The organism is Pseudomonas sp. B21-054 (assembly GCF_026016345.1).
GTDB lineage: Bacteria > Pseudomonadota > Gammaproteobacteria > Pseudomonadales > Pseudomonadaceae > Aquipseudomonas.
Window position 1 is genome coordinate 6,385,984 of sequence record NZ_CP087204.1, and the last position, 14,196, is coordinate 6,400,179.

Consider the following 14,196-nt stretch of genomic DNA (forward strand, 5'->3'; position numbering starts at 1 on the left):
AAAGCTCTAAATTCCTATTTTGTTCATAGAGCACATGCATCGTCTTCTTTCAGTTGCTGCTTCAGTTCGGGCTCGATGTCTTTGATCTCATCACTCAAACGTTGAATGTGCCATCGTGTTCATGAGAGATCCTCCGCCGAAAACGAGAAAAACCCTGCAAGCGTAAACCTGCAGGGCTTCTCGGTCTGGCTGACCATCTCATTAAACCCACATCACTGCGGGTTTTCTCACACCACTAAAGCCTCAGTTGACCTTAGCGTTCAACTCACCCTTCAAATACCGCTGATACATCGCTTCCAACGAAATCGGCTTGATCTTCGAAGCATTCCCCGCCGTCCCAAACGCCTCATAACGCGCAATGCACACATCACGCATGGCCGTCACAGTAGCGCCAAAGAACTTACGCGGATCAAACTCGCTCGGATTGGTCGCCATCAAACGACGCATGGCACCGGTAGAGGCCAGGCGCAGGTCGGTGTCGATGTTGACCTTGCGCACGCCGTACTTGATGCCTTCGACGATTTCCTCAACCGGCACGCCGTAGGTTTCCTTGATGTCGCCGCCGTACTGGTTAATGATCGCCAGCCACTCTTGCGGTACCGAGGAAGAACCGTGCATCACCAGGTGGGTGTTGGGGATGCGCTTGTGGATTTCCTTGATGCGGTCGATGGCCAGCACGTCGCCGGTAGGCGGCTTGGTGAACTTGTAGGCGCCGTGGCTGGTGCCGATGGCGATGGCCAGGGCGTCGACCTGGGTTTTCTTGACGAAGTCGGCGGCTTCTTCCGGGTCGGTCAGCATCTGGCTGTGATCCAGCACGCCTTCAGCGCCGATGCCGTCTTCTTCACCGGCCATGCCGGTTTCCAGCGAACCCAGGCAACCCAGCTCACCTTCCACCGACACACCGCAGGCGTGGGCCATGGCCACGGTCTGCTGGGTAACGCGTACGTTGTATTCGTAGTCGGTCGGGGTCTTGCCGTCTTCGCCCAGGGAGCCGTCCATCATCACCGAGCTGAAGCCCAGTTGGATGGAGCGCTGGCAGACGTCAGGGCTGGTGCCGTGGTCCTGGTGCATGCACACCGGGATGTGCGGGAATTCTTCGATCGCCGCCAGGATCAGGTGACGCAGGAACGGTGCACCGGCATATTTGCGGGCGCCGGCCGAAGCCTGGACGATCACCGGAGAGTCAGTCTTGTCAGCGGCTTCCATGATGGCGCGCATCTGCTCAAGGTTGTTGACGTTAAAGGCTGGAACGCCGTAGCCGAACTCGGCTGCGTGGTCCAGCATCTGACGCATGCTGATAAGTGCCATTAGTGTGTCTCTCCCGGTCGAGGGTCGTTAATCGTGCCAGCCTGCCGGAGCGGCGGCGGCTATTCAAGTCATTGCGGATCGGGGGGCGGCCCCGGCCTGCGTGTTCGGTGAAACAAAATCTCAAAACTATAGAAGCCCCTGTGGGAGCGGGCTTGCTCGCGAATGCGGTTTCACATTCAGCAGATATGCAAGCTGACCCGCCGCATTCGCGAGCAAGCCCGCTCCCACATTGGACCTCTGTGGATCAATTGGCCTTGCAACCACGGCCAATCAAGTCATTGGTGGCGACCCAATACACCAGGCCTTCCTCACCCTTGACGTGAAACGCCAGCATGTCGTCGCTGTACAGCGAACCTTCAGCACCCGGCTCAAGCTTCAGGCGATAAACCTTATCGGCGCCGCCCAGGCGTACATCGACTTCCTTGTGGGCGGTATCGGTGTAGCGCCAGAGCACTTTGGCCTCGCTGTCACAGGTCCAGGTCGTCCAGTTGTCCGCAGGCTCGGATGAGAGCGACAAGCCCAACTGCGCACAACCGGCCAACATTGCCAACGCCACAACGGCGATCAAGCCTTTCATCCGTGTTCCTCGACTGACCGCACACGCCGCCAGCCATGAGTTAAGAGTCAGACCCGTCAAGGACAACCATGTTCCTTGGCGGGGGTTTGCGTCTCGTATTTATCCAGGCCATCGGGCCCGGAACGCTTGTTCAGCACCGGGTTGGTCTCGGCCTGCCAGTCGGCCTGGTAGCAACCCTCTTCAGCCGCCGGCGTCCCGGTTTCCGGGGCCGACGGCGCCTTCGGGCTGCTCGAGCAGGCCACCAACATCGTCACAGCCATCAGCAACGTGAACGTCTTGACCATTACCACACTCCTTTGCCTGGTCAACGAAGCCTCAGGCCTTGGCCCGGCTTTCCAGGACTTCCACGGCCGGCAGTACCTTGCCTTCGACGAATTCGAGGAACGCGCCACCACCGGTGGAAATGTAGGAGATCTGATCGGCCACGCCATATTTATCGATGGCCGCCAGGGTGTCGCCGCCACCCGCGATAGAGAACGCGGAGCTTTCGGCAATGGCCTGGGCCAGCACCTTGGTGCCGTTGCCGAACTGGTCGAACTCGAACACACCGACCGGACCGTTCCAGAGGATAGTCTGGGAAGATTTCAACAGTTCGGCGAAATGGGCGGCGGTCTGCGGACCGATGTCGAGAATCATGTCGTCCTCGGCCACGTCAGCGATCAGCTTGACGGTAGCGGTGGCGCTTTCGGCGAATTCCTTGGCCACCACAACATCCACCGGCAACGGCACGCTGACCTTGGCGGCGATTTCCCGAGCGGTGTCCAGCAGGTCTGGCTCGTACAGGGACTTGCCGACCGGATGACCGGCCGCGGCCAGGAACGTGTTGGCGATGCCGCCGCCAACGATCAACTGGTTGCACACCTGGCTCAGGCTGTTGAGCACGTCGAGTTTGGTGGACACCTTGGAACCGGCCACGATGGCGGCCATCGGCTGGGCCGGGGAGCCCAGGGCCTTGCCCAGCGCGTCCAGTTCGGCGGCCAGCAGCGGGCCGGCGGCGGCCACTTTGGCGAACTTCGCCACGCCGTGGGTCGAACCCTCGGCGCGGTGGGCGGTGCCAAAGGCGTCCATCACGAATACGTCGCACAGGGCCGCGTATTGCTGGGCCAGTTCGTCAGCGTTCTTTTTCTCGCCCTTGTTGAAGCGCACGTTTTCGAACAGCACGACGTCGCCGGCCTTCACGTCAACGCCGCCCAGGTAGTCGGCCACCAGCGGCACGTCACGGCCCAAGGCCTTGCTCAGGTAATCGGCTACCGGCTTGAGGCTGTTCTCGGCGGAGAATTCGCCTTCGGTCGGACGGCCCAGGTGCGAGCAGACCATCACGGCCGCGCCTTTTTCCAGGGCCAGCTTGATGGTCGGCAGCGAAGCCAGGATGCGCGCGTCGCTGGTGACAACACCGTCCTTGACGGGAACGTTGAGGTCTTCGCGGATCAGTACGCGCTTACCTTGCAGATCGAGGTCGGACATCTTCAACACGGTCATGGGTCGCAATTCCTGGATAACTGTTTAGAGAGCAGGTTTGTTGGAAGCAGCAAGCGCAGTCGCTGTTTGCAGATAATGTTCAGCAACGTCCAGCATTCGGTTGGCAAAACCCCATTCGTTGTCGAACCAAGCCAGGATGTTCACGAGCCGTGGCCCGGAAACACGGGTCTGGCTGGCATCGACAATGGCCGAATGGGGGTCGTGATTAAAATCACAACTGGCGTGAGGCAACTCGGTGTAGGCCAGCAGGCCTTTGAGCGGGCCGTTGGTGGCGGCTTCGCGCAGGATCCGGTTGACCTCGGTGGCGTCGGTATCGCTCACGGTCTGCATCGTTATATCGAGGCAGGACACGTTGACGGTCGGCACCCGCACGGCTTTGGCCTGAATTCGCCCTGCAAGTTCCGGGAGCAGCCGCTCGATGCCTCTCGCCAGACCAGTGGACACCGGAATCACCGACTGGAACGCCGAACGGGTGCGGCGCAAGTCTTCATGGTGATAGGCGTCGATCACCGGCTGATCGTTCATCGCCGAGTGGATGGTGGTGATCGACACGTACTCCAGGCCAATGGCCTGGTCCAGCAGGCGCAACAACGGCACGCCGCAATTGGTGGTGCAGGACGCGTTGGACACCAACAGTTCATCGCCGGTCAGGCAATCCTGGTTCACGCCGTAGACGATGGTCGCGTCCACATCCGCTTCGCTGGCCATCGGCTGGGAGAACAGCACCCGTGGCGCACCGGCCGCGAGAAAACGCTGGCCGTCTTCGCGGGTGTGGTAGGCACCGGAGCATTCGAGCACCAGATCGACGTCCAGGGACGCCCAGTCGATGCCTTCGGGGGTGGCACTGCGCAGGACCTTCACGCAGTCGCCATTAATATGCAGACAATCGCCTTCGACCCGAACTTCGCCGGGAAACCGGCCGTGGGTGGAGTCAAAGCGTGTCAGGTATTCGATGCTGGCCATGTCGGCCAGATCGTTGATGGCCACAATCTCGAACCCGGCCTTGGCTCCTCGCTCGAACAACGCACGCAAGACGCAACGACCAATCCGGCCGTAGCCGTTGAGTGCAACTTTGTAGGGACGCGGTTGGGGCATGGGGTTCTCTGACCTGATTGAATCCATTGAGGCAGTGTCGTCTGAGCCATCGCTATCGCGAGCAAGCTCGCTCCCACAGGGTCGGTGAAATCCTTGTGGGAGCGAGCTTGCTCGCGATGGCGTCAGAACAGGCAACCTGTTTGCGGATCAGTCTTCCAGCAGCTCTTCAGCCTGACCCAGGATGTTCTCCAGGGTGAAGCCGAATTCCTCGAACAACGCCGGCGCGGGCGCCGATTCGCCGTAGGTGGTCATGCCGATCACGCGGCCTTCCAGGCCCACGTACTTGTACCAGTAATCGGCGTGAGCAGCTTCGATGGCAATCCGGGCGCTGACTTGCAGCGGCAACACCGCCTGCTTGTAGCCGGCGTCCTGGGCGTCGAACACGCTGGTGCATGGCATGGACACCACGCGCACGTTGCGGCCTTGCTCGGTAAGCTTGTCGTAGGCCTGCACGGCCAGGCCGACTTCGGAGCCGGTGGCGATCAGGATCAGTTCAGGCTCGCCGATGCAGTCCTTGAGCACGTAGCCGCCGCGGGTGATGTCGCCGATCTGGCCGGCATCGCGGGTTTGGTGCTGCAGGTTCTGGCGGGAGAAGATCAGCGCCGAAGGGCCGTCTTTACGCTCGAGGGCGTATTTCCAGGCCACTGCCGATTCCACGGCATCGCAAGGGCGCCAGGTATCCAGGTTCGGGGTGCAGCGCAGGCTTGCCAGTTGCTCGATCGGCTGGTGAGTCGGGCCGTCTTCGCCCAGGCCGATGGAGTCGTGGGTGAACACATACAGGATGCGTTTTTTCATCAGGGCCGACATGCGCACAGCGTTGCGGGCGTATTCCATGAACATCAGGAAGGTCGCACCGTAAGGCACCAGACCGCCATGCAACGCGACGCCGTTCATGATCGCGCTCATGCCGAACTCGCGAACGCCGTAGTACATGTAGTTGCCACTGGCGTCTTCGGCGCTGACGCCCTTGCAGCCTTTCCACAGGGTCAGGTTGGAACCGGCCAGGTCGGCCGAACCGCCCAGCAGTTCCGGCAGCAGTGGGCCAAAGGCGTTCAGGGTGTTCTGGCTGGCTTTACGGCTGGCGATGGTCTCGCCCTTGGCGGCCACTTCAGCGATGTAGGCCGAGGCTTTTTCGGCGAAATCGGCGGGCAGCTCGCCGCTGAGGCGACGGACCAGTTCGTTGGCCAGCTCAGGGAATTCAGCGGAATAGGCGGCGAAACGCTGGTCCCACTCGGCTTCAAGCGCGCGACCTTTTTCCTTGGCATCCCACTCGGCATAGATGTCGGCCGGGATTTCGAACGGGCCGTGGTTCCACTTCAACGCGGCGCGAGTCAGGGCGATTTCCTCGGCACCCAGTGGCGCGCCGTGGCAGTCTTCCTTGCCCTGCTTGTTGGGCGAACCGAAACCGATGGTGGTCTTGCAGCAGATCAGGGTCGGCTGGGCGCTCTTGCGGGCCGTCTCGATGGCGGTCTTGATCTCTTCCGGATCGTGACCGTCGACATTGCGGATCACCAGCCAGTTGTAGGCTTCGAAGCGCTTGGGGGTGTCGTCGGTGAACCAGCCTTCGACTTCACCGTCGATGGAAATGCCGTTGTCGTCGTAGAAAGCAATCAGCTTGTCCAGCCCCAAGGTGCCGGCCAGGGACGCGACTTCATGGGAAATGCCTTCCATCATGCAGCCATCACCCAGGAACACGTAGGTGTGGTGATCAACGACGTTATGGCCCGGGCGATTGAACTGCGCCGCCAGGACTTTTTCCGCCAGGGCAAAACCCACTGCGTTGGCCAGGCCTTGGCCCAATGGACCGGTGGTGGTCTCCACGCCTGGGGTGTAGCCGTATTCCGGGTGGCCCGGGGTGCGGCTGTGCAGTTGGCGGAAATTCTTCAGGTCATCGATCGACAGGTCGTAGCCGGTCAGGTGCAGCAGCGAATAAATCAACATCGAGCCGTGGCCGTTGGACAGCACGAAGCGGTCACGGTCGGCGAAAGCTGGGTTGCTCGGACTGTGCTTGAGGTAGTCGCGCCAAAGCACCTCGGCGATATCCGCCATACCCATAGGGGCACCCGGATGGCCGCTGTTGGCTTTTTGCACGGCATCCATGCTGAGGGCACGAATGGCATTGGCACGCTCACGACGGCTGGGCATCGCTGATCTCCTGCGGGAATTGAATCGAGAATGAATAAAACGAAACTGAAAAAGGCGAGCATTTTCCCTCACCCACCCGCCTCGGGGCAATGACAGATAGTCATGCAAAGGCGTTTTTCCGGTGGATAAAGTCCCTTTCTCCAGGTGAAACCTTTCCGCTGATGGGCTGTAGAGTCAAGCACCTTCTGGGAAGTGCCATTTATCGAGCAATATCAAAACTTTTTGATATTGCCCTTGCGATGATCCAGCCCCCTCTCTAGACTGCCGCCCTATGAACTTACGCGTGCCTTCCATTCGCCATGACGATTGCGATGAGCTGGCGGCCCTTTGCAAGGCCGGCGGCGATCCGTTGCGGCTCAATGTATTGCGCGCCCTGGCCAACGATTCGTTCGGTGTGCTGGAACTGGCGCAGATCTTCGGCATCGGCCAGTCCGGCATGAGCCACCACCTCAAGGTCCTGGCCCAGGCCGACCTGGTGGCGACCCGCCGTGAAGGCAACGCCATTTTTTACCGCCGCGCCCTGCCCCACACCGATCTTTTGGGGGGCAAGCTGCACGCGGCGTTATTAGAGGAAGTGGACGAACTGGACCTGCCCACCGAGGTGCGGGCCCGCATCGCCCAGGTACACAGACAACGGGCTGCCGCCAGCCAGGACTTTTTCGCACGGGTGGCCGAGAAGTTTCGTGCCCAGCAAGACCTGATCGCAGGATTGCCGCAATACCGTGAAAGCGTCGTGGCGCTGCTCGATAAACTGAGCTTCGAGCCCACCGCCACCGTCATCGAAGTCGGCCCTGGCGACGGCGCCTTCTTGCCGGAACTGGCGCGGCGCTTCAGCCAGGTGACGGCGCTGGACAACAGCCCGGCCATGCTTGAATTGGCGCGCCAGGTGTGCGAGCGCGAAACATTGACTAATGTCAGCCTGCAGTTGGCCGATGCCTTGGATGGCGTGAGCCTGCAGGCCGATTGCGTGGTATTGAACATGGTGCTGCACCATTTCGCCGCGCCGGCCGACGCACTCCGGCACATGGCCGGCCTGCTGCAACCAGGCGGTAGCCTGTTGGTGACAGAGTTATGCAGCCACAACCAGAGTTGGGCCAGGGAGGCCTGCGGTGATCTCTGGTTGGGGTTTGAACAGGACGATCTGGCCCGTTGGGCCACCGCTGCGGGCCTCGTGCCCGGGGAAAGCCTCTATGTAGGCTTACGTAATGGTTTCCAGATCCAGGTCCGCCATTTTCAGCGACCGGCTGGCGACACTCACCATCGGTAACTTGTAGGAAAACATCGAGATGAGCGAATACTCCCTTTTCACCTCCGAGTCCGTGTCTGAAGGGCATCCGGACAAAATCGCCGACCAGATTTCTGATGCGGTGCTGGACGCCATCATTGCTGAAGACAAGTTCGCCCGCGTGGCGTGCGAGACTCTGGTGAAAACGGGCGTGGCGATCATCGCTGGCGAAGTCACCACCTCGGCCTGGGTCGACCTGGAACAGATCGTTCGCGACGTCATCCTGGGCATCGGCTACAACAGCTCCGACGTCGGTTTCGACGGCGCGACCTGCGGTGTGATGAACATCATCGGTAAGCAGTCCCCCGACATCAACCAAGGCGTTGACCGTGCCAAGCCTGAAGATCAGGGCGCCGGCGACCAAGGCCTGATGTTCGGCTATGCCAGCAATGAAACCGACGTGCTGATGCCGGCACCGATCACCTTCTCGCACCAGCTGGTCCAGCGTCAGGCCGAAGCGCGTAAGTCCGGCCTGCTGCCTTGGCTGCGCCCGGACGCCAAGTCCCAAGTGACGTGCCGTTACGAAGGCGGCAAGGTTGTCGGTATCGACGCCGTCGTGCTGTCGACCCAGCACAACCCGGAAGTCTCCTACAAAGACTTGCGCGAAGGCGTGATGGAACTGATCGTCAAGCACGTGCTGCCTGCCGAGTTGCTGTCCAAGGACACCCAGTTTCACATCAACCCGACCGGCCAGTTCATCATTGGCGGCCCGGTGGGCGACTGCGGCCTGACCGGTCGCAAGATCATCGTCGACAGCTACGGCGGCATGGCCCGTCACGGCGGCGGCGCGTTCTCCGGCAAGGATCCATCGAAGGTTGACCGTTCCGCGGCCTATGCCGGTCGTTACGTTGCCAAGAACATCGTCGCCGCCGGCCTGGCCGAGCGCTGCGAGATCCAGGTGTCCTACGCCATCGGCGTCGCCCAGCCTACGTCGATCTCGCTGAACACCTTCGGTACCGGCAAGATCAGCGATGACAAGATCATCAAGCTGGTGCGTGATGTGTTCGACCTGCGTCCATACGCCATCACCACCATGCTCGACCTGCTGCACCCGATGTACCAGGAAACCGCAGCCTACGGTCACTTCGGCCGCACGCCGCAAACCAAGACGGTCGGTGACGATACCTTCACCACCTTCACCTGGGAAAAAACCGACCGCGCCGACGCCCTGCGCGCCGCTGCCGGCCTGTAAGACCTGCCGTCACGAAAAAGCCCCTGGCGACTCGGTCGCCAGGGGCTTTTTTTTATCAAAAAATCAAAGTCAGGCACCGCTCCTGTGGCGAGGGGATTTATCCCCGCTGGGCTGCGAAGCGGCCCCAAAAAGGTCAAGCATGGTTAACCTGACACACCGAGGTCGCTGATTTGGGGGCTGCTGCGCAGCCCAGCGGGGATAAATCCCCTCGCCACAGGGGGACAAGTCCCCAGTGAAACAGGCCCCTCCAGAAGATCTAAGTCCTGCGCGCCACCAGCAAAAACGACGCCGCACTGGCCAGCAACCCCGCACACATCCGATTGAACAGACGCTTGCCACTGGGCCGGGCAAACAGCCGCCGCGCATAAATGCCCATGTAGCAATACAAACCGATGGCGATGCACTCCAGCGCCAGGAACAAACCGCCCAGCACGGCGAACTGTTGGGTGACGGTGCCCGCCCGGTCGACGAACTGCGGCAGGAACGCGGTAAACAACAGGATCGCCTTCGGATTGCCGATCGCTACCAGGAATTCCTGGCGCGCCAGGCTGGTCATACTCATCGTCGTGATCGCGGCTTCGCTTCCGGCCTCAGGCTGAGCGCGCCACAACTGCACGGCGAGGTAGAACAGATAACCGGCACCCACAAGCTTGATCCCCAGGAACAGCAATTCCGAGGTGTGCAGCACAGCGGTGAGCCCTACCGCCGCCAGGGCGATCATGATTGCAAATGCCACCAGCCGACCGATGCCGCCGCTGCACGCCCGGACGAAGCCATAGCGCGAAGCGTTGCTGATGGACAGCAGGTTATTCGGCCCCGGTGCCATGTTCAGCGCGAAGCAGGCCGGAATGAAAACAGCGAGGGTCGTCAAGTCCATCGTGGGCGCTCCAGGCAGAGGCAGGTCGAGGGCTCATTCTGCGCCGGCCATCGATGGGTTCAAGAGACAGTTGTGCGGTTAAATCACACCGCACTGTACCGCCGCGACTTCGCCATCAGGCCCTGCAAAATCCAGTAACGGTCCAAGCCTCACAGCTTCCACCACAGTGACTAGCCTTCCAGTACACCACCCAAGCAAGGATGCTTAGATGCTGCCGTTATTGCGTGCCCTCAGCTGTTTTATCCTCATTACCCCTCCTGTCTTCGCAGAGACCTGCCCCGATTGGCCCACTGAACGCGCCCAAGTAGAGATCACCGCCCTGCAACGGCAAATCGACAGCTGGGACGACAGTTATCACCGCCTTGGTCGCTCCCTGGTCGCCGATGAACTTTATGATCAGTCCCGCACACAACTGGGCCGATGGCGCCGCTGCTTCAGCCTCGAGGCGCCCGGCGATCCCTTGCGCACGGCAGGCGGGAAGATACCGCACCCGGTTGTCCATACCGGCCTGGATAAACTCAAGGATGCCGACGCCGTGGAGGCCTGGTTGCAAAATCGCAAGGACGTCTGGGCGCAACCGAAAGTCGATGGCGTGGCGGTGACCTTGATCTATCGCGCAGGTCACCTGCAGCAGGCAATCAGCCGCGGCGATGGCATGCAAGGACATGACTGGACCCCGAATGCGCGCAAAATCGGCGCCATCCCCCAACGGTTGCGCCAACCTCTGGACCTGGTCGTCCAGGGCGAGCTGTATTGGCGCTTGCTCACCCATGTCCAGGCCAGCAGCGGCAGCCTCAACGCCCGGGGAACCGTGGCGGGCCTGATGGCGCGCACGAATATGACGGCGCAGGAGGCGGCGGACATCGGCCTGTTTGTCTGGGACTGGCCTGAAGGGCCGGCCACCCTGCCCGAACGGATGGCCGCGCTGAATGAACTGGGCTTCGCTGACACCCTCCTCTACAACCAGCCTGTCCAGGTTCTGGCCGATGCCGAGCACTGGCGCGACCACTGGTATCGCACGCCGCTGCCATTCGCCAGCGACGGTATTGTCCTGCGCCAGAGCCGCCGCCCACCCGCCGACCGCTGGCAGGCCAGGGCACCGTTCTGGAGCGTGGCCTGGAAATACCCCTATGCCCAAGCCTTGGCCGAGGTGCGCAAGGTGCGCTTCAAGATCGGCCGTACCGGGCGCATCACCCCCGTATTGGAACTCGAACCGGTCATGCTCGATGACCGGCGAATCCGTCGGGTGAGCGTCAGCTCCCTCAAGCGCTGGGAGGAGATGGACATCCGCCCGGGCGACCAGGTCGCCATCAGCCTGGCCGGGCTGACCATTCCACGCCTCGACAGCGTCGTACTGCGCAGCATCGAACGGCAGGACCTCAATGCCCCCAAGGCAGCCGATTATCACTTCTTGAGTTGCTGGCAACCGACTCCCGGCTGCGAAAGCCAGTTTCTCGCGCGCCTGGATTGGCTCAGCGGCAAACACGGGCTCGCCCTGCCCCATGTCGGCCCTGGCACCTGGAAAAAACTCCTGGCCGCCGGTCGACTCGACGGATTACTGGATTGGTTGACCCTCGATGCCGCCGAGCTTGCTAACATTGCCGGCTTCGGTGACTACAGCAGCGCCCGCCTGCTCGCCAGTTTGCACAGTGCCCGGCAGCGTCCGTTCGAGCAATGGCTCAAGGCCCTCGGCCTGCCGCCGACCGGCGAGGCCCGGCTAGAAGGACCGTGGCAGGCGTTGGCCGAGCGCGACACCGAACAATGGCAAGCCGAAGCTGGCATCGGACCGGGACGCGCCGCGCAATTGAGCGCTTTTTTCCGCGACCCGCAGGTGCTGGCCTTGAGTGAAATATTACGCACTGCCGGGGTCGATGGTTTTTGACGCAAGCCCGAGCAGTTGAACCCAAGGGGCAAACGTGCGTTCCAACAGCGCATCTGTACCGACCGCTCGCGAGTTTTTTACGGAGTTGCTATGAATTTCCTGTCCCCCGTTGCCCTGCTGGTCTTATGCAGCGCCATGGCCGCCCCTTTGATGGCGGACGAGCAAGCACCGCAAACACCGGAGCTCACTGGCTGCGCAGCCAAGCGCCAGGGCATCATCAACCAGATCGAATTGGCCAAGTCCCGCGGCAACCAGGACCAGCAGGCAGGCCTGGAAACCGCGTTGAGCGAAGTCACTACCCATTGCACTGACGCGTCCTTGCGCAAGGAGCGTGAAAACAAGGTGCTCGACGCCAAGCATGAGGTCAGTCGGCGTCAGGCCGACCTGGAAAAGGCCATGAAAAAAGGCGACGCCGAGCGAATCAACAAGCGCAAGGACAAGCTGGCAGCCTCACGCAAGGAACTGCAGGAAGCGGTGGATGAGTTGGATAAGTGAAAAGCTTCGAGCTTGCCGCTCGAAGCTTGACGCTCGCAGCTGCTTTTATTCAATGATCCCGAAACTCTTTATGGCAGGCGCTGCACGCATCCTCGACCTTCTGCACCGCCGGCCGCAGGTAACTGGCCTTGTAGGGCTGGACGTTGCTGGCGGTCACCAACTCACCGGTGGCCGCTTCAAGGCTACGGGCCAGGTCCTGGAAGCGCGCCTGCTTTTGCCAGACCTCATCCAGGGCGCTGGTGTGATCTTGCTCGCGCACTGGCGGAAAGTGCTTCCACGGTTCGTGGGACAGTTGATCCAGTTTCACCGCGCCTTCAGCAAATCGCGCGCCATCGAACGGGACTCGGCCACGCAACATGCCACCCAACTCTTCGTTGATCTTGAGCATCTGTTTGAAAATGGCCTTGCGCTGGCCCAGGGGAGAATTGGGATCGACGCCGCCACAGGCGGACAACAGCAAGCAGGCCAGCACGGCCATGGAAAATCGTTTTACAAACATCTTGGCCTCGGGACAGGAAACGGCAGTTAGTATCCTCGGGTCATCGGTAAAGACCAATGGCCCTATCAACAATACGGGTCGTTTGAGTGCCTGACAGCGTTCGAATGACTGCAAAGGAAATCTTCATGAACAGCCGCTTCAAGACCTGGCACAAAGGCTTGGCATTGACCCTACCGTTGATCGCGGTGCTGGCCGGCTGCAATCGCGGCGACAAGGTCGAAAAGCCACAGACACACGCCCTCGCCACTTATGTCAGCGCGCCGTGGGAAGCCTTGCCGTCGGTATCCGATGAAGACCTGCTGGCCGGTTTCGGCTCCTGGCGCAGTGCTTGCACCCGGCTCAAGGCCGACGCGACTTGGGGCCCCACCTGCGCCGCTGCGGCCAATGTGCCGCAGACCGCAGCAGCCGTACGCGATTTCCTCAAACAGAACCTGGACGTCTATGGCCTGCGCTCGGGGGACAACAGCCCCAACGGGCTGATTACCGGCTACTACGAGCCGGTCTACCCTGGCAGCCTCAAACAGACCTCCACCGCGAACGTCCCGGTGTACGGCGTGCCGGACGACATGATCATCGTGGCGCTGGACAGTATCTACCCCGAACTCAAGGGCAAACGCCTGCGCGGTCGCCTCGAAGGCCGGGTGCTCAAGCCCTACGACGACGCGGCCACCATCGAAACCAACGGGGTGAAGGCACCGGTGATTGCCTGGCTGACCGATCCGATGAACCTGCAGTTCTTGCAGATCCAGGGCTCGGGGCGCATCCGGCTCGATGACGGCCGCCTGCTGCGCATCGGCTATGCCGACCAGAATGGCCATCCTTACCGGCCCATCGGGCGCTGGCTGGTGGAACAGGGCGAATTGAAGAAAGAAGACGTGACCATGGGCACCATCAGCGCCTGGGCCAAGGCCAACCCGAATCGGATTCCCGAGCTGCTGGGCAGCAACCCCAGCTACGTGTTTTTCAACCGCAACCCTGACAGCAACGAAGGCCCGCGAGGTTCGCTGAATGTGCCGCTGACCGCCGGCTACAGCGTGGCGGTGGACCGCAAGGTGGTTCCGCTGGGCAGCCTGCTGTGGCTATCCACGACGCGCCCCGATGGCAGCGCATTGAACCGGCCGGTCGCCGCCCAGGACACCGGCGGTGCGATTACCGGCGAAGTCCGGGCGGATCTATTCTGGGGTACGGGCGAGGCGGCGGGACAACTGGCCGGGGACATGAAGCAACAGGGCCAGATCTGGATGCTGTGGCCCAAGGGCGTGGCGCTGCCGCAAGTGCCGCAGGTGGCGGATGCGGTCAGCGCCAACCCCTAAAGTAATGGGTTGGCTGGTCGGGCGCCTTCGCGGGCAAGCCCGCTCCCAC

General features: G+C 61.5%; 13 protein-coding genes. 5 read left to right on the forward strand and 8 right to left on the reverse strand.

The genetic code is table 11. From position 1 onward, the window contains the following. Nucleotides 1-243: 243 nt before the first annotated feature. The 6 genes from fba to tkt form a co-directional block, all read right to left on the reverse strand. Nucleotides 244-1,308: a class II fructose-bisphosphate aldolase gene (gene fba, locus LOY70_RS27805; protein WP_003177554.1), complete on the reverse strand. Its 1,065-nt coding sequence runs from the start codon at nt 1,306-1,308 to the stop codon at nt 244-246. Nucleotides 1,309-1,552: 244 nt separating this feature from the next. Beyond that, nucleotides 1,553-1,885, reverse strand: a complete 333-nt coding sequence (locus LOY70_RS27810) for an MliC family protein (RefSeq protein ID WP_265031834.1) — start codon at nt 1,883-1,885, stop codon at nt 1,553-1,555. A 56-nt stretch (nt 1,886-1,941) separates the two neighbouring features. After that, nucleotides 1,942-2,169 (reverse strand): hypothetical protein, encoded by a 228-nt coding sequence (locus tag LOY70_RS27815; protein WP_265031835.1) that lies wholly within the window; start codon nt 2,167-2,169, stop codon nt 1,942-1,944. Between the two features lie 31 nt (nt 2,170-2,200). Continuing rightward, complete coding sequence (locus tag LOY70_RS27820; protein WP_025215918.1) at nt 2,201-3,364, reverse strand: phosphoglycerate kinase; 1,164 nt, start codon at nt 3,362-3,364, stop codon at nt 2,201-2,203. A 24-nt stretch (nt 3,365-3,388) separates the two neighbouring features. Then, a complete protein-coding gene (gene epd / locus LOY70_RS27825; RefSeq protein ID WP_265031836.1) occupies nt 3,389-4,459 on the reverse strand; it encodes an erythrose-4-phosphate dehydrogenase in 1,071 nt (356 codons plus the stop codon). A gap of 147 nt (nt 4,460-4,606) precedes the next feature. Beyond that, on the reverse strand, nt 4,607-6,604 hold the full coding sequence (gene tkt, locus LOY70_RS27830; protein ID WP_123416142.1) for a transketolase: 1,998 nt from the start codon (nt 6,602-6,604) through the stop codon (nt 4,607-4,609). Nucleotides 6,605-6,875: 271 nt separating this feature from the next. On the opposite strand from tkt, the gene LOY70_RS27835 reads away from it, so the two are divergent. Together LOY70_RS27835 and metK are read left to right on the forward strand one after the other, a co-directional pair. Next, on the forward strand, nt 6,876-7,871 hold the full coding sequence (locus tag LOY70_RS27835) for an ArsR/SmtB family transcription factor (protein WP_265031837.1): 996 nt from the start codon (nt 6,876-6,878) through the stop codon (nt 7,869-7,871). A 19-nt stretch (nt 7,872-7,890) separates the two neighbouring features. Beyond that, the gene (gene metK / locus LOY70_RS27840) at nt 7,891-9,081 is read left to right on the forward strand and encodes a methionine adenosyltransferase (RefSeq protein WP_025215921.1); all 1,191 of its coding nucleotides are present in this window, start codon (nt 7,891-7,893) and stop codon (nt 9,079-9,081) included. Nucleotides 9,082-9,337: 256 nt separating this feature from the next. On the opposite strand, the gene LOY70_RS27845 is transcribed toward metK, so the two are convergent. After that, complete coding sequence (locus LOY70_RS27845; RefSeq protein ID WP_265031838.1) at nt 9,338-9,958, reverse strand: LysE family translocator; 621 nt, start codon at nt 9,956-9,958, stop codon at nt 9,338-9,340. 208 nt (nt 9,959-10,166) lie between these two features. On the opposite strand from LOY70_RS27845, the gene ligB reads away from it, so the two are divergent. Then, nucleotides 10,167-11,840 carry an NAD-dependent DNA ligase LigB gene (gene ligB / locus LOY70_RS27850; protein WP_265031839.1) on the forward strand — a complete coding sequence of 558 codons (1,674 nt, stop codon included), beginning with the start codon at nt 10,167-10,169 and terminating at the stop codon, nt 11,838-11,840. A 90-nt stretch (nt 11,841-11,930) separates the two neighbouring features. Further along, nucleotides 11,931-12,335, forward strand: coding sequence for a DUF1090 domain-containing protein (locus LOY70_RS27855; RefSeq protein ID WP_123343700.1), 405 nt, complete (start codon nt 11,931-11,933; stop codon nt 12,333-12,335). Nucleotides 12,336-12,384: 49 nt separating this feature from the next. On the opposite strand, the gene LOY70_RS27860 is transcribed toward LOY70_RS27855, so the two are convergent. After that, the gene (locus LOY70_RS27860; RefSeq protein ID WP_265031840.1) at nt 12,385-12,834 is read right to left on the reverse strand and encodes a c-type cytochrome; all 450 of its coding nucleotides are present in this window, start codon (nt 12,832-12,834) and stop codon (nt 12,385-12,387) included. Between the two features lie 125 nt (nt 12,835-12,959). Between LOY70_RS27860 and LOY70_RS27865 the strand changes: the two genes are divergently transcribed. Then, on the forward strand, nt 12,960-14,147 hold the full coding sequence (locus LOY70_RS27865; RefSeq protein WP_265031841.1) for a murein transglycosylase A: 1,188 nt from the start codon (nt 12,960-12,962) through the stop codon (nt 14,145-14,147). The last annotated feature ends 49 nt before the right edge of the window (nt 14,148-14,196 follow it).